Source organism: Bradyrhizobium sp. USDA 3240 (genome assembly GCF_054063295.1).
Window position 1 is genome coordinate 8,596,953 of the sequence record NZ_JBSSGD010000002.1, and the last position, 19,114, is coordinate 8,616,066.

15 protein-coding genes and 2 pseudogenes are annotated in these 19,114 nt (G+C 64.8%); 15 read left to right on the forward strand and 2 right to left on the reverse strand.

All coding sequences use genetic code 11. From position 1 onward, the window contains the following. The first annotated feature begins 2 nt into the window (after window positions 1-2). Complete coding sequence (locus ACVIGA_RS41025; protein WP_456670503.1) at window positions 3-3,053, forward strand: efflux RND transporter permease subunit; 3,051 nt, start codon at window positions 3-5, stop codon at window positions 3,051-3,053. A gap of 61 nt (window positions 3,054-3,114) precedes the next feature. On the opposite strand, the gene erpA is transcribed toward ACVIGA_RS41025, so the two are convergent. Next, complete coding sequence (gene erpA, locus ACVIGA_RS41030; protein ID WP_021081206.1) at window positions 3,115-3,444, reverse strand: iron-sulfur cluster insertion protein ErpA; 330 nt, start codon at window positions 3,442-3,444, stop codon at window positions 3,115-3,117. A 138-nt stretch (window positions 3,445-3,582) separates the two neighbouring features. On the opposite strand from erpA, the pseudogene ACVIGA_RS41035 reads away from it, so the two are divergent. The 12 genes and pseudogenes from ACVIGA_RS41035 (at window position 3,583) to surE (ending at window position 16,108) form a co-directional block, all read left to right on the forward strand. Beyond that, window positions 3,583-4,792 (forward strand): annotated as a pseudogene (locus ACVIGA_RS41035) (deoxyguanosinetriphosphate triphosphohydrolase). Between the two features lie 9 nt (window positions 4,793-4,801). Beyond that, a complete protein-coding gene (argS, locus tag ACVIGA_RS41040; protein WP_456670504.1) occupies window positions 4,802-6,598 on the forward strand; it encodes an arginine--tRNA ligase in 1,797 nt (598 codons plus the stop codon). A 118-nt stretch (window positions 6,599-6,716) separates the two neighbouring features. After that, window positions 6,717-8,183 (forward strand): SPOR domain-containing protein, encoded by a 1,467-nt coding sequence (locus ACVIGA_RS41045; RefSeq protein WP_456670505.1) that lies wholly within the window; start codon window positions 6,717-6,719, stop codon window positions 8,181-8,183. A 46-nt stretch (window positions 8,184-8,229) separates the two neighbouring features. Then, window positions 8,230-9,252 carry a beta-N-acetylhexosaminidase gene (nagZ, locus tag ACVIGA_RS41050; protein WP_456670506.1) on the forward strand — a complete coding sequence of 341 codons (1,023 nt, stop codon included), beginning with the start codon at window positions 8,230-8,232 and terminating at the stop codon, window positions 9,250-9,252. Continuing rightward, window positions 9,249-10,070 carry a segregation and condensation protein A gene (locus ACVIGA_RS41055; protein ID WP_097672191.1) on the forward strand — a complete coding sequence of 274 codons (822 nt, stop codon included), beginning with the start codon at window positions 9,249-9,251 and terminating at the stop codon, window positions 10,068-10,070. The genes nagZ and ACVIGA_RS41055 overlap by 4 nt, the downstream gene beginning before the upstream one ends. A 22-nt stretch (window positions 10,071-10,092) precedes the next feature. Further along, window positions 10,093-10,971: pseudogene (gene scpB / locus ACVIGA_RS41060) on the forward strand (SMC-Scp complex subunit ScpB); the annotation flags it as partial. 192 nt (window positions 10,972-11,163) lie between these two features. Beyond that, a complete protein-coding gene (locus ACVIGA_RS41065; protein WP_050400528.1) occupies window positions 11,164-11,397 on the forward strand; it encodes a twin-arginine translocase TatA/TatE family subunit in 234 nt (77 codons plus the stop codon). Between the two features lie 159 nt (window positions 11,398-11,556). Further along, the gene (gene tatB, locus ACVIGA_RS41070; RefSeq protein WP_456670507.1) at window positions 11,557-12,060 is read left to right on the forward strand and encodes a Sec-independent protein translocase protein TatB; all 504 of its coding nucleotides are present in this window, start codon (window positions 11,557-11,559) and stop codon (window positions 12,058-12,060) included. Further along, the gene (tatC, locus tag ACVIGA_RS41075; protein ID WP_375780927.1) at window positions 12,057-12,863 is read left to right on the forward strand and encodes a twin-arginine translocase subunit TatC; all 807 of its coding nucleotides are present in this window, start codon (window positions 12,057-12,059) and stop codon (window positions 12,861-12,863) included. The genes tatB and tatC overlap by 4 nt, the downstream gene beginning before the upstream one ends. 205 nt (window positions 12,864-13,068) lie before the next feature. Further along, complete coding sequence (gene serS, locus ACVIGA_RS41080) at window positions 13,069-14,400, forward strand: serine--tRNA ligase (RefSeq protein ID WP_456670508.1); 1,332 nt, start codon at window positions 13,069-13,071, stop codon at window positions 14,398-14,400. A gap of 13 nt (window positions 14,401-14,413) precedes the next feature. Further along, complete coding sequence (locus tag ACVIGA_RS41085) at window positions 14,414-15,262, forward strand: hypothetical protein (RefSeq protein ID WP_456670509.1); 849 nt, start codon at window positions 14,414-14,416, stop codon at window positions 15,260-15,262. 78 nt (window positions 15,263-15,340) lie between these two features. After that, window positions 15,341-16,108, forward strand: coding sequence for a 5'/3'-nucleotidase SurE (gene surE, locus ACVIGA_RS41090; RefSeq protein ID WP_456670510.1), 768 nt, complete (start codon window positions 15,341-15,343; stop codon window positions 16,106-16,108). 102 nt (window positions 16,109-16,210) lie between these two features. On the opposite strand, the gene ACVIGA_RS41095 is transcribed toward surE, so the two are convergent. After that, window positions 16,211-16,588, reverse strand: a complete 378-nt coding sequence (locus tag ACVIGA_RS41095) for a response regulator (RefSeq protein ID WP_375780931.1) — start codon at window positions 16,586-16,588, stop codon at window positions 16,211-16,213. A 359-nt stretch (window positions 16,589-16,947) separates the two neighbouring features. Here ACVIGA_RS41095 and ACVIGA_RS41100 point away from each other — a divergent pair, with 359 nt between their 5' ends. Together ACVIGA_RS41100 and ACVIGA_RS41105 are read left to right on the forward strand one after the other, a co-directional pair. Next, window positions 16,948-17,604, forward strand: coding sequence for a protein-L-isoaspartate(D-aspartate) O-methyltransferase (locus tag ACVIGA_RS41100; RefSeq protein WP_375780932.1), 657 nt, complete (start codon window positions 16,948-16,950; stop codon window positions 17,602-17,604). A 110-nt stretch (window positions 17,605-17,714) separates the two neighbouring features. Beyond that, window positions 17,715-19,091: a peptidoglycan DD-metalloendopeptidase family protein gene (locus tag ACVIGA_RS41105; protein ID WP_456670511.1), complete on the forward strand. Its 1,377-nt coding sequence runs from the start codon at window positions 17,715-17,717 to the stop codon at window positions 19,089-19,091. Window positions 19,092-19,114 lie beyond the last annotated feature (23 nt).

Genomic DNA, 19,114 nt, shown 5'->3' on the forward strand with positions numbered 1-19,114 from the left:
CCATGACGCTCTCCGAGCTCTGCATCCGCCGCCCGGTCATGACGACGCTGATCACGGCGTCGATCATCGCATTCGGCGTGTTCGGCTTCCGCCTGCTGCCGGTCTCGGCGCTGCCCAAGGTCGACTTCCCAACCATCGCGGTCACCGCCACGCTGCCGGGCGCCAGCGCCGACACCATGGCCGCCTCGGTCGCCGGCATCATCGAGCGCCAGCTCTCGACCATTGCCGGCATCTCCTCGATGAACTCGAACTCCTCGCAGGGCACGAGCGTCATCACCATCCAGTTCGACCTCAACCGCAACATCGATGCCGCCGCTCTCGACGTGCAGACGGCATTGACGATCGCGCAGCGCCGGCTGCCGATCGAAATGACGATTCCGCCGAGTTTCCGGAAGGTGAATCCGGCAGACTTCCCGGTGCTGTTCGTCTCGCTGGGGTCGGCGACGCTGCCGCTGTCGGCGGTCAACGAATATGGCGACATCACGATCGGGCAGGCGTTGTCGCAGCTGCCGGGTGTTGCGCAGGTGCTGATCTACGGCGCGCAGAAGTTTGCGATCCGCGTTCAGGCCGATCCGGAGGCCGCGGCCGCCCGCAGCGTCTCGATGGAAGACATCCGCGCCGCGGTGTCGCGCGCCAATTCCTCGACCCCGGTCGGCACGTTGAACGGGCCCAAGCAGGACGTCGCGCTGCAGGCCTCCGGCCAGATGGACAAGGCGGCCGACTACCGCCAGATCTACGTCGCCTGGCGCAACGGCTCGCCGGTTCGGCTCGACGAGATCGCCAAGGTCTATGACAGCGTCGAGAACGACAAGATCGCGACCTGGATGAACGACGAGCGGGCGATCGTGCTCGCGATCCAGAAGCAGCCCGACGCCAACACCGTGGCCGTCGTCGATGCCGTGCTGGCGAAATTGCCGTCGCTGCGCGCCGCGATCCCGCCCTCGGTGACCATGCAGGTCATGATGGACCGCTCGGTCTCGATCCGGCAGGCGGTCAGCGACGTCGAGGAGACCCTGCTGATTGCAATCGCGCTGGTGATCCTGGTGATCTTCCTGTTTCTGCGCTCGGCGTCGGCGACCTTCATTCCGGCGCTGGCGCTGACGCTCTCGGTCGGCTTCGTGGTCGACGACGCCATCGTCATGCTGGAGAACATCGTCCGCCATATCGAGCACGGCATGAAGCCGTTCGAGGCGGCGCTGAAGGGCGCCCGCGAGATCGGCTTCACGATCATCTCAATTACCTTTTCACTGATCGCGGTGTTCATCCCGGTGCTGCTGATGGGTGGCATCGTCGGCCGCGTGTTCCGCGAATTCGCGGTCACGATCTCGGTCGCGATCATCGTGTCCGGCTTCGTGTCGCTGACCTTGACGCCGATGCTGTGCGCCCGCGTGCTGCGCGCGCATGATGCGACCAAGCGGCCGAACATCGTGCTGCGGGCGTTCGAGGCGATGTTCGAGGCCTGGCTGCGCGCCTATGAATGGGCGCTCGACTGGGTGCTGGCCAAGAAGGCCCTGATGCTGGTGGTCACGCTGGCGACGCTCGGCGGCACTGTCTATCTCTACATGATCGTGCCGAAGGGCTTCTTCCCGCAGGAGGACACCGGCTTCCTGATCGGGGTGACGGAAGCGGCGACCGATACCTCGTTCGAAGCAATGAAGGTGCGCCAGCAGGCGCTGGTCGAGGTGATGCGGACCGATCCGGCGATCGATTACATCAATTCGACGGTCGGCTCCGGCGGTCCCAATCCGACCACCAATTACGGCCGCTTGTTCATCGCGCTGAAGCCGCAGAAGACCCGCGACAACGCTGCTGTCGTGATCGGACGGCTGCGCCAGAAGGCGCGCGAGATCCCGGGCATGCAGGCGTTCTTCCAGAGCGTCCAGAACCTCAACATCGGCGGCCGCATCTCCAAGAGCCAGTATCAGTATGTGATGCAGAGCGGCGACACCGAGTCGCTGTACCGCTTGGCGCCCGAGATGCGCGACAAGATCGAAAAGATTCCGGGCCTACTCGACGTCACCACCGACCTCTACATCAAGAACCCGCAGATGACGGTCGACATCGACCGCGAGAAGGCGGCGGTGTACGGCATCACCGTCGATCAAGTCCGCAACCAGCTCTACAACGCCTACGGTTCGCGCCAGGTCGGCACCATCTACATGCCGTCGAACGACTACCAGATCATCCTGGAGGTGCAGCCGCAGTTCCGCGTCGATCCGTCAGATCTCTCGAAGCTCTACATGAAGACCGCGAACGGCCAGACCATCCCGCTGGATGCGGTGGCGCGGCTGGTGCCGACGGTCGGGCCGCTGCAGATCAACCACCAGGGCCAGCAGCCGGCGGTGACGATCTCGTTCAATCTCGCGCCGGGCAATTCGCTCGGCTACGCGGTCGACAAGATCACCGAGCTCGAGCAGAACGCGAATTTGCCGCCGACGATTGCGACCGGATTCTCCGGCACCGCGCAGGTATTCCAGGACTCGCTGCGCGGGCAGGGCGTGCTGATCCTCGCCGCCGTGTTTGCGGCCTTCGTGATTCTCGGCATTCTCTACGAAAGCTTCATCCATCCGATCACGATCATCTCCGGCCTGCCGTCGGCCGGCATCGGCGCGATCCTGACGCTGATGCTGTTCGGGATGGAGCTGTCGGTGATCGCGATGATCGGCATCGTGATGCTGGTCGGCATCGTCAAGAAGAACGCGATCATGATGGTCGACTTCGCACTGGAGCGCCGCCGCGTCGGCCTCAGCGCCGAGCACGCGATCCGCGAGGCGGCGCTGCTGCGTTTCCGCCCGATCATGATGACGACGTTCGCGGCGATCTTCGGCACGCTGCCGATCGCGCTCGGTGCGGGCGCCGGCGCTGAACTGCGTCAGCCGCTCGGCGTCGCGGTGGTCGGCGGCCTCTGCGTGTCGCAGCTGCTGACGCTGTTCATCACGCCGGTCATCTACATCTATCTCGACCGCATCGACCGCAGGCTGCGCCGCAAGCTCGACCCGCAGGCGGAGGCGGGCGGCGACGCCGAGCGGCCGCAAGTTGTCGCGGCGGAATAACCTAGTGTCCCGCGAACCGGTTACCGGCTCGCGTCACGAGGTCGCGTCAGGCGAGGAAGCGTCAGATCGAGAAGCTGGTGCCGCAGCCGCAGGACGCGGTGGCGTTCGGATTGACGACGCGGAACGAGGCGCCGATCAGGTCGTCGACGAAGTCGACCTCCGAGCCCGCGAGGAACGGGACCGAGGCGGGATCGATCAGCACCACCGCGCTGTCGCGCTCGATCACGAGGTCGTCATCGGCCTGGGTGCGCTCGACGTCGAACTTGTACTGGAAACCGGAGCAGCCGCCGCCCTCGACCGAAATGCGCAGCTTGGCACCGTCGCCTTCCTTGCTGAGGATCTGTCCGATCCGGCGGGCGGCCCGTTCGCTGACGGTGATGGCAGCAGTCATGGTCGGTCTCCGAAACCCAATCTGTGCATGATCTGATCGGATCATGCCCGGCGTCATGCCCAATTCATTTGGTCCGCCGCCTCAGTCATAGTTAAGTGCGTCGGACCATGGAATCAAATGGATAAGGACTAAAATACCGTGTCGGTCGGAATGGCTGCCCCCCGCGCGCCTTATGCCTGCGATCCCGACCGCAGCCGCGGACGGCTTGTCTTGGAGCCGCCGAGCCGGACCCGCAGCCCGTTCCGGCGCGACTGTGACCGGGTGATCCATTCCACCGCGTTCCGCCGCCTCAAGCACAAGACCCAGGTCTTCGTCTTCCACGAGGGCGATCATTATCGCACCAGGCTGACCCACTCGCTGGAAGTCGCGCAGATCGCCCGCGCATTGGCGCGCCAGCTCGGGGTCGACGAGGATCTGACCGAGACGCTGGCGCTGGCGCACGATCTCGGCCATCCGCCGTTCGGTCATGCCGGGGAGCGGGCGCTCGATGACTGCCTCAAGGATGATGGCGGCTTCGACCACAATGCGCAGGCGCTGCGCGTCGTCACCTCGCTGGAACATCGCTACCCCGAATTCGGCGGGCTGAACCTGACCTGGGAGTCGCTCGAGGGCATCGTCAAGCACAACGCGCCCGCTGACGGAACGCAACGGCGCACCTAGCGGGCGCTACCTCCACAGCGGACTTCCGATCGGGATCGCCGACTACAACCAGACCTACGATCTCGAGCTCTGGAGCTATGCCTCGCTCGAGGCGCAGATCGCGGCCTTCGCCGACGACATAGCCTATGACGCGCACGATATCGACGACGGCCTCCGCGCCGGTCTGTTTGCGGTCGACGACCTCAAGGAGATGCCGCTGACCGCAGAGATCATCGCCGAGATCGATCGCCATTATCCCGGGCTCGACGAGGTCCGGCGCGGTGCCGAACTGGTGCGTGAGCTGATCTCGCATTTCATCAGCGCCGTCTTCAACGAGGCGACCCGGCGGCTTGCGGCCGCGCAGCCGCAATCGGCCCAGGACGTGCGCCACCACAACGCGCCGCTGATCGCGTTTCCGCCTGAGGTGGCCGAGCAGGAGGCGGCGATCAAGGCATTCCTGTTCCGGCGGATGTATCGCCACCGGCGGGTGATGCTTGTGATGCGGGAGGCGGAGCAGGTGGTCCGCAATCTCTATGAGCGTTACCGGCAATCGCCGGGCGACCTGCCGGCGGAATGGATCGAGGGGAGCGTGCAGGAGACCGGGAGCGCGCGGAACAGGCGGATCGGCAATTTCATTGCCGGGATGACCGACCGTTTTGCCCTGATCGAACACCAAAGGCTTTTTGACTCGACCCCGGATTTGCGTTAGCGCCCTGCCATGGCCGACACCACTGCACCATCACACCTTTTTGCCGACATGCTGGCGCGCGTGCACGCGATCTGTGCCGCTGTCGCTGCCGAGGACAACTGGCCCGCGGGCATCGATCTGTCCCGCGTGGTGGTTGAGCCGCCGCGCGATGCCAGCCATGGCGACATGGCGACCAATGCCGCGATGGTGCTCGCCAAGGAGGCCAAGGCTAAGCCGCGCGAGCTCGCCGACAAGATCGCCGAGCGGCTGCGTGCCGACGCGCTGGTGGCGTCCGTTGACGTCGCCGGGCCCGGCTTCATCAACCTGACCTTGAAGCCGCAGGTCTGGGCGGACGCGTTGCGCGCCGTGCTGGCCGCCGGCTCAGCCTACGGACGCAGCGACATCGGCAAGGCCGAGAAGGTCAATGTCGAATACGTCTCGGCCAACCCGACCGGGCCGATGCATGTCGGCCATTGCCGCGGCGCCGTGTTCGGCGATGCGCTGTGCAGCCTGCTGCAGTTCGCGGGCTTCGACGTCTGTCGCGAATATTACATCAACGATGCCGGCGCGCAGGTCGACGTGCTCGCTCGCTCGGCGTTCCTGCGTTACCGCGAGGCGCTCGGTGAGGATATCGGCGCGATCCCGGAAGGGCTCTATCCCGGCGACTACCTCGTGCCGGTCGGCGCGGCGCTCGCCAAGGAATACGGCGAGAAGCTGCTCGACATGAGCGAAGCCGCGTGGCTGCCGATCGTGCGCGACAGGGCGATCGCCATGATGATGGAGATGATCAAGGCGGATCTCGCCGCGCTCAACATCCATCACGACGTGTTCTTCTCCGAGCGCTCGCTGATCACGTCCGGCAACAACAAGGTCGCCGAGACCATCGATTTCCTGCGCGCCAAGGGCGACATCTACGAAGGCCGCCTGCCGCCGCCGAAGGGCAAGCCGGTCGAGGACTACGAGGATCGCGAGCAGTCGCTGTTCCGCGCCACCGCCTACGGCGACGACGTCGATCGTCCGCTGATCAAGTCGGACGGCTCGTACACCTATTTCGCGTCTGACATCGCCAACCACCGCAACAAGTTCGAGCGCGGCTTCACCAGCATGATCGACGTGTTCGGCGCCGATCACGGCGGCTACATCAAGCGCATGCAGGCGGCCGTGAAGGCGGTCTCTGCTGGCAAGGCCGAGCTCGACGTCAAGATCGTGCAGCTCGTCAAGCTGCTGCGTGACGGCGAGCCGGTGAAGATGTCGAAACGCTCCGGCGAATTCGTCACACTGCGCGAAGTGGTCGACGAGGTCGGCTCGGACGCGGTCCGGTTCATGATGCTGTTCCGCAAGAACGACGCGGTGCTCGATTTCGACCTCGCCAAGGTGATCGAGCAGTCAAAGGACAACGCCGTCTTCTACGTGCAGTACGGTCACGCCCGCGGCCATTCGATCTTCCGCAATGCGCGGGAGGAGGCGGTTCCCGATCTGCCCGAGACCGACGAGGCGCGGCTGGCCTATCTGCGGAACGCTGCGGTCGAGCGGTTGACCGACCCGGCCGAGCTCGAGCTGCTCAGGCGGCTGGCGCTTTATCCACGGATGATCGAGGCTGCATCGGTGGCACATGAGCCGCACCGAATCGCTTTTTATCTATATGATTTGGCCAGTGAATTTCACGCGCTGTGGACCAAGGGGCGCGATTTGCCCTATTTACGCTTCATTATCAATAATGATGCAGAGATCACGAGGGCGCGACTGGCAATGGTTCAGGGCGTCGTCTCGGTTCTGGCATCGGGCTTAGCTGTTCTAGGCGTCCACGCTCCGACCGAGATGCGGTAGGCAGGGGCATTAGGCCCTCACGAGTGGGGATTTGTGAGGGCATCTGGCAGGGGCCAACTCGTTCGGACCGGCTGTGCCGGCGATCTTGGCGCTGTCCCGAAGGGGATGCATCATCACGATGGCTGATCGATATCAGGACCGACTTTTTTCCACCGACGCGGCACCCAGGGCCGAGAGCGATCCGCTCGCCGAACTGGCCCGGCTGATCGGCCAGACGGATCCATTTGGCGCCGCGAACAAGCCGCCGCCGCGTCCGTTGCAGTCGCGCGCCAACGCGCGTCCGCAACACTATGATGCGCAGGCCGAGGACGAGGATGCGGCGCCCGCGGGCCCGCCGCCTTGGATGCAGCGCGCGCGGCAGGAGACCGTGGCTCCGCCGCCCGTGCAGCACACCGAGTACGAAGAACCCGAACAGGACTACCAGCCGAAGCCGGTGCATCCGTTGCACCGCTATGCGGCCCAGCAGGCGCAGCCGCCTGCGCCCGAACCGGTCGCGACCTATCGGCCGGTCGAGCGCCCCAGACAACCTGAGGCCTTTGACGACGAGCCGCCTTATCAGAGCGGCGATCAGAGCCACGATCCGTCGCGCTATGACGAGGCGCTCTACGGCCAGCTGGAAGCCGGCGAACAGGATTTGCAGCGCGATCCGTCCTATCCGGACGATCCCTATGCGTATGAAGCCGACGAAGAAGAGCCTGAACCGCGCCGACGGAGCAGCGGCCTGATGACGGTCGCTGCGGTGCTGGCGCTTGGCGTGTTCGGCGTCGGTGGCGCGTACGCCTACCGGACCTATGTCGGCTCGCCCCGCAGCGGCGAGCCGCCGATCATCAAGGCCGACAACACGCCGACCAAGGTGATCCCGGCCCAGGCCGATGCGCCGGCCAAGACACCGGATCGCATGGCAGCGGGTGACGGCACCGAGAAGATCGTGTCGCGTGAAGAGACGCCGGTCGACGTCAATTCGAAGACCGCCGGACCGCGCGTCGTGTTTCCGGCGCTCAATGCGAATGCGAATCCGCCGCCGGTGGCCAGTGTGCAGACCGCGCAACCCGCGCCGGCGCCGATCACCGCGAACGGGACGCTGCCGAACAACGAGCCGCGCAAGGTTCGCACGCTCGCGGTCAAGGGCGATTCGCCCGATGGCACGCAAGCCACGGCCGCCGTGCCGGCGAAACCTCCGACCGCGGCGAAGCCACCGGTGTCGCGTGGTAATCCGGCTGCGGCCAACGCCAGCGTGAACGCGCCAATGTCGCTGGCTCCCGGGCAGGCCGACGCGGCTCCGGCCGCGCCTCCGACCCGGGTGGCGTCGACCTCGACTGCCTCGGTTGGTGGCGGTGGATATCTGGTTCAGGTGTCGTCGCAGAAGAACGAGGCGGACGCGCAGTCGTCCTATCGGACGCTGCAAGGCAAGTATCGCAGCGTGCTCGGCTCGCAGCCTTTGGTGGTGAAACGCGTCGATCTCGGTGAGAAGGGCGTCTACTACCGCGCCTTTGCCGGTCCGTTCGCGTCGTCGGAAGAGGCGAACCAAGTGTGCCGGAGCCTGATGTCGGCTGGTGGGCCGCAGTGCCTCATCCAAAGAAATTAACTGCCGTTTCCTTGACCCGTGAGCTGCATACGGCCTAATCGGCCGAATGGCGAACCGCGCATTCATCACGGGCACATCCGGGCTGGTCCTCAACGACGCTGAACGCGAATTCATTCGCGCCGAGCGTCCATGGGGCTTCATCCTGTTCAAGCGCAACATCGAGAGTCCTGCCCAAGTGGCGGCTCTTGTTAGGGAACTCAGGTCGGCGGTCGGCATGGCCGATGCCCCGGTCCTGATCGACCAGGAGGGTGGCCGGGTGCAGCGGCTCGGCCCGCCGCATTGGCCAGTCTATCCGCCGGGCGCGAGCTTCAGCGCGCTCTACGACATCGATCCGAAGCTAGGCCTGACAGCGGCCCGGCTCAGCTCGCGGCTGATTGCGGCCGACCTGATCGACATCGGAATCACCGTCGATTGCCTCCCATTGGCCGACGTTCCGGTGGCCGGCGCGGATGCGGTGATCGGCAACCGGGCCTATGGAACCGAGCCGGGCAAGGTCGCGGCGATCGCGCGTGCGGTCACGGACGGGCTGGAACAGGGCGGCGTGCTGCCGGTTCTCAAGCACATTCCCGGCCATGGCCGCGCCACCGCGGACAGCCATTTCCGCCTTCCGACGGTCGATACCGCGAGATTAGAGCTGGAACGGACCGATTTTGCCGCGTTTCGGCCGCTGGCGGACCTGCCGATGGCGATGACCGCACATGTTGTGTTTAGCGCGCTGGACCCCGTCCATCCGGCAACGACTTCTGCGACAATCATCGAACAGGTGATTCGCGGCCTGATCGGGTTCCAAGGTTTGTTGATGAGTGATGACGTGTCGATGAATGCGCTGGCCGGATCAATTGCCGAACGGACCCGCGCCATCGTCAACGCCGGTTGCGACATGGTTCTGCACTGCAACGGCAATATCGACGAAATGCGCGAGGTCGCGCGGGAGACGCCGGAACTGGCCGGCAAGGCGCTTGAGCGGGCCAAGGCTGTGCTCGCCGCGCGGAAGCAGCCTGAGCCGCTCGACCGGCAGGCGGCACGGGCTGAACTGGATGCGTTGTTGGATCGGGTAGGGACGGCATGACCGCTGAAATTCTATCGTTTGAGACCGGGCGGCCGGCCGATCTCGCCGACGGCGAACCGGCGTTGGTGGTCGACGTCGAGGGCTATGAAGGCCCGCTCGACCTGCTGTTGACGTTGGCGCGACAGCAGAAGGTCGATCTGTCGAAGATTTCGATCCTTGCGCTCGCCGACCAATATCTGTCGTTCATCGAGGCCGCGCGCAAAATCCGCCTCGAGCTTGCGGCCGACTATCTGGTGATGGCCGCCTGGCTTGCCTTCTTGAAGTCGCGGCTCCTGCTGCCCGAACCGCCGACTGCGGAGGGGCCGAGCGCCGAGGAAATGGCGACCGCGCTCGCCAACCAGCTGCGCCGCCTGGAGGCAATCCGCGAGGCTGCGAACCGGCTGATGAACCGGCCGCAGTTCCAGCGCGATATCTTTCCGCGCGGCAATCCGGAATCGATCGCCGAGATCAAGCATCCGAAGTTCACCGCGACCCTGTACGACCTGCTGTCGGCCTATGCCACGCAGCGCGCGTCACGCGTGCTGACCTCGGTGCATCTGGCCAAGCGGACTGTGTGGTCGCTAGCCGAAGCGCGCGCCTCGTTGGAGCGGCTGGTCGGCCTTGCCGAGGACTGGAGCTGCCTCGACGAGTACCTGATGAACTACGTCGCCGATCCCAAGCAGAAGGCGACAGTGTTCGCATCGAGCTTCGCTGCTGCCCTCGAACTGGTTCGCGAGGGCGAGATGGAAATCAACCAGAAGCAGGCGTTCGCGCCGATCTATTTCCGAAAGCGTCAAGCGCAGGCCGCAATGGCTGCGCCGGACCTGTCGGTTGAGTAAGTGGAAGAAGGAGAGCAGGCCCATGGCAAGCTTGGCGGAAGTGCGCAGAGACGAGCCCGAGGAGGAGGTTTCTCCTATGGATCATCCGGTAGCGCGTCCTGAGGAATTGCGGCTCCTTGAAGCCCTGTTGTTTGCATCGGCCGAGCCGATCGATCAGGCAACGCTGGCAAAGCGGATGCCCGACGGCGTCGATATCAAGGCGGCGCTTGCGCAGTTGCAGGCGGAATATGCGCCGCGCGGCGTCAACCTGGTTCGCGTCGCCAACAAGTGGACGTTCCGTACCGCCGGCGATCTGTCGTGGCTGATGACGCGCGAGAGCACCGAGACACGGAAGCTGTCGCGTGCCGCGATCGAGGTGCTGGCGATCGTCGCCTATCACCAGCCGGTGACCCGTGCCGAGATCGAAGAGATTCGCGGCGTGGTGACGTCGAAGGGAACGATCGACGTGCTGCTGGAGACCGGCTGGATCCGCCCGCGCGGCCGCCGCAAGACGCCGGGCCGTCCGTTGACCTTCGGAACTACCGACGCCTTTCTGACGCAGTTCAGCCTCGAAGCGCTCGGCGACCTCCCGGGACTCGAGGAGCTGAAGGGCACCGGCCTGCTCGACTCGCGGCTGCCGACCGGCTTTTCCGTTCCGTCGCCATCGGATGATGCGACGCTGCGGGAGGACGAGGAGCCGCTCGAGCCGGGCGACACGCTGGAACTGCTGCTCGCGCCGGCCGTCGAGCCGGAAGCCGAGGAACCGAAGACCGAGAGCGAAGCGCTTGCCGAGGTTGAGGCTGCCGAGGTTGGGACTGCCGAGCTCGAACCGACAGCCGAGGTCGAAACCGACCTCGAAGCGGACGTTGCCGCCGAGGTCGACACGGCCGAACCTGACGCTGATGAGCCGGAAGAGCACATCGACCACGCGGGCGATGACGACAGCGCCGAGGAGAAGGGCGAATAGCCCGGAATATTCCCGGTTAAGCCTAGCAATATTACGTAGCCGCGACAGCGATTTGCCGCGGCCGAGGTCCTTGTTTTTGACACCCCGGGGGCCTAACTTCCGGCGATGTTCAGGCCGGTCCACCGGCCATTTCTGGAGGGTTGCAGGATGGGTTCGCTTAGCATTTGGCACTGGATCGTCGTGATCGCAGTGGTCCTGCTGCTGTTCGGACGCGGCAAGATTTCGGACCTGATGGGTGACGTCGCCCAAGGCATCAAGGCCTTCAAGAAGGGCATGCAGGACGACGACAAGGTCGCGGACAAGCCGGAGTCCACCAAGGCGATCGATCACAATGCGGCGCCGTCGGCCGCGCGCCAGGACGTCGGCAGCAAGGCCGTCTAACGCGCTTGTACTGACGCATATTTCGACGTTTTTCTTCGCGCGAAACGGTGACGTCGCCGTAGAGACGCGCTATGGACGCCGATGAGAAAAGGCGCCGGCAGCCCCAGATCCTGTTAGGACCGATGGGGCCGATGGCGGCGCGCTTAGGCGGAACAATTCATGTTCGATATCGGGTGGAGTGAACTGGTCGTCATCGCGGTCGTCGCGCTGATCGCCATCGGCCCGAAAGAGCTGCCGGGCGTGCTGCGCATGGTCGGGCAATGGATGGGCAAGGCCCGGAAGATGGCCTCCGAATTCCAGGGCCAGTTCCAGGAAGCCATGCGCGAGGCCGAGATGGCCGACCTCAAGAAGAGTTTTGACGAGGTCAGGGAAGCCGCAACCGGCATCACCAGCGGCAACATCATGACCTCGCTGCACAAGGACGTCAGCGACGCCCTGCAGATCGACAAGCCGGTCGATGCGCAGGTCGCCTCCGCGATCGACGCGCCGGTGACACCCACGACACCGGCTGAGCCGACGCCGGAAACCTTCGTCGAGGCCGAGACGCACGCCGCCGTTGGCGAGCCGCTCGCGATCACCAGCGAGGTGAAGTCCGAGCCGGCGCCTGCGCAGGACGAGACGCCGGCACAGCCTGACGTGCTCAAGGACGCGAGGGCGTCATGAGCGCCGAAGATATCGAGGCCAGCAAGGCCCCCTTGATGGATCATCTGATCGAGCTGCGCTCGCGGCTGATCAAGGCGCTGCTCGGCTTCGCTGTGGCCTTCATTATCTGCTTCTTCTTCGCCAAGCAGATCTTCAACGTCCTGGTCTGGCCCTTCATCTGGGTGGCGGGACCGGAGAATTCGAAGTTCATCTATACGGCGCTGCTCGAATATTTTCTCACCCAGCTCAAGCTCGCAATGTTCGGGGCGGCCTTCATCTCGTTCCCGATTGTTGCCGGGCAGGTCTACATGTTCGTGGCGCCCGGGCTCTACAAGCATGAGCGCAATGCGTTCCTGCCGTATTTGGTCGCCACGCCGATATTCTTCGTGATGGGCGCGATGCTGGTTTATTTCGTGGTCTTCCCGATGTTGACCCGTTTTTCGCTCGGCATGCAGCAGACCGCCGGCGCGGAGACCGCGCAGATTCAGTTGCTGCCCAAGGTCGGCGAGTATCTCTCGCTGATGATGTCGCTGATCTTCGCCTTCGGCATCGCGTTCCAGCTGCCGGTGATCCTGACGCTGCTCGGCCGCATCGGCATCGTCACCTCGAAGATGCTGAGGGAGAAGCGGCGCTACTTTATCGTGATCGCCTTCATCATCGCCGCCGTGCTGACGCCGCCCGATGTGCTGAGCCAGGCCTCGCTCGCGATCCCGCTGCTCGCGCTCTATGAAGGCGCCATCATCGCGGTCCGGATCGTGGAGAAGAAGGCCGCGGCCTCGAGCACCTCGTCCGGGGCGCCATCGGCGACCAATCCGGCCGAGTAGGGCTGTCTTCACGTCACATTCGGTGTCATACCCCGCGAAAGCGGGGTATCCAGTACGCCGCGGCTTCTCGGTGACACGCCGACGTCTCTGGGAATACTGGATCGCCCGCCTTCGCGGGCGATGACAGTCGTGGTAGTGGAAACATACAACGCAAACGTTGGCATACAACGCTATCTGCCCGAGCGACGTTAGGACCCCGACTGCCATGCACGACATCAAAGCGATCCGCGACAACCCGACAGCCTTCGACGCCGGCCTGAAGCGCCGCGGACTTGGGGCTCTGTCGCCGTCGCTGCTGGCGATCGACGAGAAGCGGCGTGCGGCGATCCTGGCATCCGAGCAAGCCCAGGCGCGGCGCAATGCGGCCTCGAAGGAGATCGGCGACGCCAAGAAGGCCAAGGACGAGGCGCGCGCCGCCAAGCTGATGGCCGAAGTCGCCGAGCTCAAGACCGCGATGCCGGAGCTCGAGCTGGCCGCGAAATTATCCGATGACGAGCTGACCAAGGAGCTGTCGTCGATTCCCAATCTGCCGCTCGACGAAGTGCCCGACGGCACCGATGAGCACGGCAACGTCCAGCACCATGTGTTCGGCAAGAAGCGCGACTACGGCTTTGCACCGAAGCTGCATGACGAACTCGGCACCGCGCTCGGCTATATGGATTTCGAGGCGGCGGCGAAATTGTCCGGTGCGCGCTTCGTCGTGCTGAAGAAGGGGCTGGCGCGGCTCGAGCGTGCGATCGGGCAGTTCATGCTCGATTTGCACACTGGCGAGCACGGCTACGCCGAGATCAATCCGCCGCTGCTGGTGCGCGACGCCGTGATGTTCGGCACAGGACAGTTGCCGAAATTCGAGGACGATCAGTTCTGGGCGATCAAGGGCGAATTGCTGTCGGCGCCGAATGCCGATCTGCGCAGCGAGCGCCTCGGCCTGATCCCGACTGCCGAAGTCTCGCTGACCAACCTCGCGCGCGAATCCATCCTCGATGAAAAAGAGCTGCCGATGCGGCTCACCGCGCTGACGCCGTGCTTCCGCGCCGAAGCCGGAGCGGCGGGACGCGACACGCGCGGCATGATCCGGCAGCACCAGTTTACAAAGGTCGAATTGGTGTCGATCACGACGCCGGAAGCCAGCAAGGACGAGCTCGAGCGCATGCTGTCCTGCGCCGAGCAGGTGCTGCAGAAGCTCGACCTGCATTATCGCGTGATGACGCTGTGCGCCGGCGACATGGGCTTCTCCGCGCAGAAGACCTACGACATCGAGGTGTGGATGCCGGGGCAGGGCGATGGCGGCGCCTATCGCGAGATTTCGAGCTGCTCGGTGTGTGGGGATTTCCAGGCGCGTCGCATGGATGCGCGCTATCGCGGCCCCGACGGCAAGCCGCGCTTCGTGCATACGCTGAACGGCTCCGGCACGGCGGTCGGGCGCGCGTTGATCGCTGTCATGGAGACCTACCAACAGCAGGACGGCTCGATCGCGGTGCCCGATGTGCTGCAGCCCTATATGGGCGGGCTCAAAGTCATCGAGCACGGCATGTGAGGCGAGGGCCAGTGTGATGCCGCTCCACCGGGACATCCACTGGCTTGGTCGACAATGGGCCGTCACGGGCCACGGTCTGCAGCTGATCAATCAGAAGCAGATGGGCTATTACGACATCGAGGCCGCGCGCTTGTGGGAAGCGCGCGTGACCGAGATACAAACGAAGGCCTGGATCGACAGGCCGGACTTCGACAAGGCGCTGGAGATCGCGCGCGGAAAGTTCACCTATTTGGCTCCGGCCGATCTGCCCGCACCCGCCGACGTCGCGCCGCCACCTGCTCCGGTCCGGGCCGCGCCGCCCGCCGCGCCGCGCGCTCCGCGTGACGCGGAATCGGTGCCTTCGATCGAGGAGTTGCTGGCGAGGCTGAAATCGAAATCGGCCGCGCCCGTGGCAACGCCGGCCGAGGAGGCGCCCGTGCCGCCGCCCAGACCTGAACCTCTCGCGTCTGCACCTGGCAAGACCGAACCCGTCGGGGCCGAGCTGCTCAGATCTGAGTTTCCGAAACCGTCCGAGCCGGAACTCCGCCAGACTGCCCCGGACGCAGCCGTGCCGCTCAGGCCTGAAGCTCGGGGGGCTGAATCGCCCGGGGTTGAATCGCTCGGGGGCGAGCCTGCAAAACGCGAGGCTCCGAAGCCTGAGCTTCCAGAGACCGAGCCGATCAGGTCCGAACCTCCCGAATCTCGCCAGGCTGCGCCGGTTGAGCCGGAGGCGCCGCCGCCCTCACCATCAGGCCTCGCGTCCGTTCGGCGGCCGGCCTGGCCGGTGTTCGACCGCAAGATCGCCGGCAGCGGCAGATTCGTGCATCCATGGCGCATCGCCTCGGCGCGATGGCAGGGGCCGGGTTTGCCTCCACGGTCCTAGCCGGTTAAGACGGCAATCAAATCAGGAGCCGCGGCCCAAGAAACCCGCGTTGGATCGAAACAAGGGGCACTTTGACGGATGCGAATTCTCTGTACCAATGATGACGGCATCCACGCCCCCGGCCTGCAGGTCGTCGAGCAGATCGCACGCTCATTGTCCGACGACGTCTGGATCGTCGCCCCCGAGCTCGACCAGTCCGGCGTGTCGCATTCGTTGTCGCTTAACGATCCGTTGCGTCTGCGCGAAGTCAGCCCGCGTCACTTCGCGGTGCGCGGCACGCCGACCGATTGCGTCATCATGGGCGCGCGCCACATCCTCGGAGACAAGCTGCCCGATCTCGTGCTGAGCGGCGTCAACAAGGGCCGCAACGTCGCCGAGGACGTGGTCTATTCCGGCACCATCGCCGGCGCGCTGGAGGGCACCATCCTGGGCTTTCCGTCGTTCGCGTTGTCGCAGGAGTTTTCGATCGAGACGCGCAACGCGCCGCTGTGGGAGACCGCGCTGAAATTCGGACCCGACGTCATCCGCAAGGTGATCGGCGCAGGCGTTCCCCGCAACACCGTCATCAACGTCAACTTCCCGTCCTGCATGCCCGATGACGTCAAGGGCATCCGGATCACGCGGCAGGGCAAGCGCAACCAGGGTTTCCTGAAGATCGATCGCCGTCACGACGGACGCGGCAATCCGTATTTCTGGATCGGCTTCGAGCGCGCGGCGATGATGGACACGCCGGCCGAAGGCACCGATCTCGCCGCGCTTGCCGCGCGCTACGTCTCGGTGACGCCGCTGCGGCTCGACCGCACCGATGAAGCGTTTTCGGAAACGCTGACCGCGGCGTTGAAGTGATGTTCTCGTAGCCCGGATGAGCGAAGCGATATCCGGCTGGGTCTGAGTCTTGGATCCCGGATGTCGCTGCGCTCATCCGGGCTACAGACCCCGTTGCGCGCGTTAAACCGGCGCGCTCCGCATCGCGCTGGAGATCACCTGCGCCAGCGTTTCCAGCTGGAAGGGCTTTTGCAGCGCCGGACGATCGCGATACTCCGGGGGCAGGCCGGACGAGCCATAGCCGGTCGCGAAGATGAAGGGGCGGTTGCGGGCGTTGATCAGCTCGGCGACCGGGGTGATCACCTTGCCATTGACATTGACGTCCAGGATCGCGAGGTCGAATTCGGTCGATTGCGCGAGCTTGACCGCTTCGCCGATCTCGCCGGCCTCGGCCGCGATGCTATGGCCGAGCTCTTCCAGCATGTCGGCCACCATCATCCGGATCATGACCTCGTCCTCCACGAGGAAAACTGAACAGCCCGCCGGCCGTGTCGCTGTCATGATGGAATCCTTGCCCGTCCCTGAAATAGGCTCGCAAATAACACTACAAGGCGCAATGCAAACGTTTGGGAATTAGTCGGTTTCCAGCACGCGACGTTGCATCGCCGGATCGTTCTGACTGACGTGTTGCGCAGGATTCGTCCAGAACCGCACGACCAGAGCCCCCCGCGCGCCTGGGCGTTAACCGCGCGTCGCCGTCGACTATATGGGAAGCTGTCGTGCTGGCGCCAACACGAAATCGGACTTCCGGTTCCTGACCGGGAACAAAAGGTGACGGGAAATTTTTCCTTAACGCGGTATTTCGGATTTCAATGGCATCAAGCCTAGGCAAGATTCCGCGCTGCCGCCCTGAGACGCTGATGAACATGGCCGTGAAGCCCGATCCGACCGAGAAGATGATGTTTCAGCTCACCCTGCGGCGACGAGGGGTCAGCGATCAGGCGGTGCTGCGCACCATGGAGGAGGTGCCGCGCGAGGTGTTCGTCGATCCGCGCGATCGCAACGAGGCCTATCGCGATAGCGCGCTTGGGATCGCCTGCGGGCAGACCATCAGCCAGCCCTTCGTCGTCGCCTACATGACCGAGCAGCTCCAGCTGCAGAAGGACCACCGTGTGCTCGAGATCGGCACCGGCTCGGGCTATCAGGCGGCCGTGCTGTCCCGGCTGTGCAAGCAGGTTCTGACCATCGAGCGCTACCGGACGCTGGCTGACGGTGCCCGCAAGCGTCTTGAAAATCTGGGCTATTACAACATCGAGGTGCTGCTCGGCGACGGTTTCGACGTCCCGGCGGGGGCCGGCGATTTCGACCGCATCATCGTCACCGCGGCGATGGAGCAGATCCCGGAGAAGCTGCTGGAGCGGCTCGATCCGGGCGGCATCCTGATCGCCCCGGTCGGGCCGCATCAGGGTACCCAGACCCTGGTCCGCGTGGTGCGCACGGAGAGCGGCTTCGATCGCAAGGAATTGGTCGACGTCCGCTTTGTGCCGGCGCTGCCGGGAATCGCGCGCGAATTGTAAATTCGGCGATTTGCTGCTTGGCACCAACGCCTTATTCGCAGGGTTAAGCGGTTATTTACTCGCGACGTGTTTACTCAAAACAGTCTTTTGTTGCGTACGAGTGAGTAACCATGTCTGGGGTTGTTGAGTTGCTTCGCTCGCGTCGCGTACCGCAGGTTGCGGTGCTGACGCTGATGTCCATGGCTTTTGCCGGTTGCAGCGCCGATATGTCGTCGCGCTTCTCGCAAAATTCCTACTCGCAAAATCCGTTTGCGTTTGATCCGCAGCCGACCGGCACCGTGCAGGCGCCGCCGCCGCGCGAGCTGCCGCAATATGCGCGGCCACGATCGCAACCGCAATATTCACAGTATCAGTCACAGCCGTTGCCGCCGCCGGTTGCAGCGCCGCAGTCCTATCCGGTCGCCAACGCCGGCGTCTCCGGAGGAGGGCGTGGGCTTTCGTCCTACACGCCGCCTGCGCAGCCGCAGATCGAAGCCACCGGCACCGTTCCGCGTTCGGTCGCCGCAGCGCATGCCGGACATAGCGGCACCACTATCATCGTCGGCACCAGCGATACGCTCGAAGTGCTGGCGCGCCGCTACAACGTCTCGACCGCCGAGATCGTGCGCGCCAATGGCTACAAGGGACCGCGGGCGCTGTCGCCCGGTCAGCAGCTGGTCATTCCGCGCCCGATGGCTGCCGCCGCAGCAGCGCCGGCGATGGCAGCACCTGCGACGCGGCCTGTTGCCGTCGCAGCGGCGCCTTCCGGCGTCCACTACGTCAATCGCGGCGACACGCTGCACAGCATCGCGCGCCAGCACCACATTCCCGTGGCTGAGCTTGCCCGCGCCAACAATCTCGATCAGTCGGCTCGGCTCAGCCTCGGCATGAAGCTCGTGGTGCCCGGCGCCAAGACCGCGATGGCGGCGCCTGCGCCGGTTGCACAAGGCGTTGCTGCCGCACCGGTTGCGGTTGCCCCGGCACCGGCCATGGCGGCGCCGAAGGTCGTCGCCACGGCGCTGCCGCAGCAGAGCGCGCGGCTGGTTCAGCCGACCGCGACTGTCGAACAGCCGGTCGCCGCCGCAGAAACGCCGGTGGTCACCAAGTCGAGCGAAGCCACCGGCGCATTGCCGACGTTCCGCTGGCCGGTGCGCGGCAAGGTCATCACCGCCTACGGCTCGAAGACCAACGGCAAGGTCAACGACGGCATCAACGTCGCTGTGCCCGAAGGTACGCCGGTCAAGGCCGCCGAAGACGGCGTCGTCGCCTATTCGGGCAATGAGCTGAAGGGTTACGGCAACCTCGTGCTGGTTCGCCATTCCAACGGTTATGTCACCGCCTATGCCCATACGAGCGAAATTCTGGTGAAGCGCGGCGATACCATCAAGCGCGGCCAGGTGATCGCCAAGTCGGGCCAGTCGGGCGAGGCGGGCTCGCCGCAGCTCCACTTCGAAATTCGCAAGGGATCGTCTCCGGTCGATCCGCTCCAGTTCCTCAACGGCGCATAAGTTACGCGCCGGGACTTCCAAGG

What these genes read in the sequence shown, in the direction of transcription:
- ACVIGA_RS41025 (WP_456670503.1), top strand. Translation starts at nt 3, where the DNA reads ATGACGCTCTCCGAGCTCTGCATCCGCCGCCCGGTCATGACGACGCTG.
- erpA (WP_021081206.1), bottom strand. Translation starts at nt 3,444, where the DNA reads ATGACTGCTGCCATCACCGTCAGCGAACGGGCCGCCCGCCGGATCGGA.
- argS (WP_456670504.1), top strand. Translation starts at nt 4,802, where the DNA reads ATGGCCGACACCACTGCACCATCACACCTTTTTGCCGACATGCTGGCG.
- ACVIGA_RS41045 (WP_456670505.1), top strand. Translation starts at nt 6,717, where the DNA reads ATGGCTGATCGATATCAGGACCGACTTTTTTCCACCGACGCGGCACCC.
- nagZ (WP_456670506.1), top strand. Translation starts at nt 8,230, where the DNA reads ATGGCGAACCGCGCATTCATCACGGGCACATCCGGGCTGGTCCTCAAC.
- ACVIGA_RS41055 (WP_097672191.1), top strand. Translation starts at nt 9,249, where the DNA reads ATGACCGCTGAAATTCTATCGTTTGAGACCGGGCGGCCGGCCGATCTC.
- ACVIGA_RS41065 (WP_050400528.1), top strand. Translation starts at nt 11,164, where the DNA reads ATGGGTTCGCTTAGCATTTGGCACTGGATCGTCGTGATCGCAGTGGTC.
- tatB (WP_456670507.1), top strand. Translation starts at nt 11,557, where the DNA reads ATGTTCGATATCGGGTGGAGTGAACTGGTCGTCATCGCGGTCGTCGCG.
- tatC (WP_375780927.1), top strand. Translation starts at nt 12,057, where the DNA reads ATGAGCGCCGAAGATATCGAGGCCAGCAAGGCCCCCTTGATGGATCAT.
- serS (WP_456670508.1), top strand. Translation starts at nt 13,069, where the DNA reads ATGCACGACATCAAAGCGATCCGCGACAACCCGACAGCCTTCGACGCC.
- surE (WP_456670510.1), top strand. Translation starts at nt 15,341, where the DNA reads ATGCGAATTCTCTGTACCAATGATGACGGCATCCACGCCCCCGGCCTG.
- ACVIGA_RS41095 (WP_375780931.1), bottom strand. Translation starts at nt 16,588, where the DNA reads ATGACAGCGACACGGCCGGCGGGCTGTTCAGTTTTCCTCGTGGAGGAC.
- ACVIGA_RS41100 (WP_375780932.1), top strand. Translation starts at nt 16,948, where the DNA reads ATGAACATGGCCGTGAAGCCCGATCCGACCGAGAAGATGATGTTTCAG.
- ACVIGA_RS41105 (WP_456670511.1), top strand. Translation starts at nt 17,715, where the DNA reads ATGTCTGGGGTTGTTGAGTTGCTTCGCTCGCGTCGCGTACCGCAGGTT.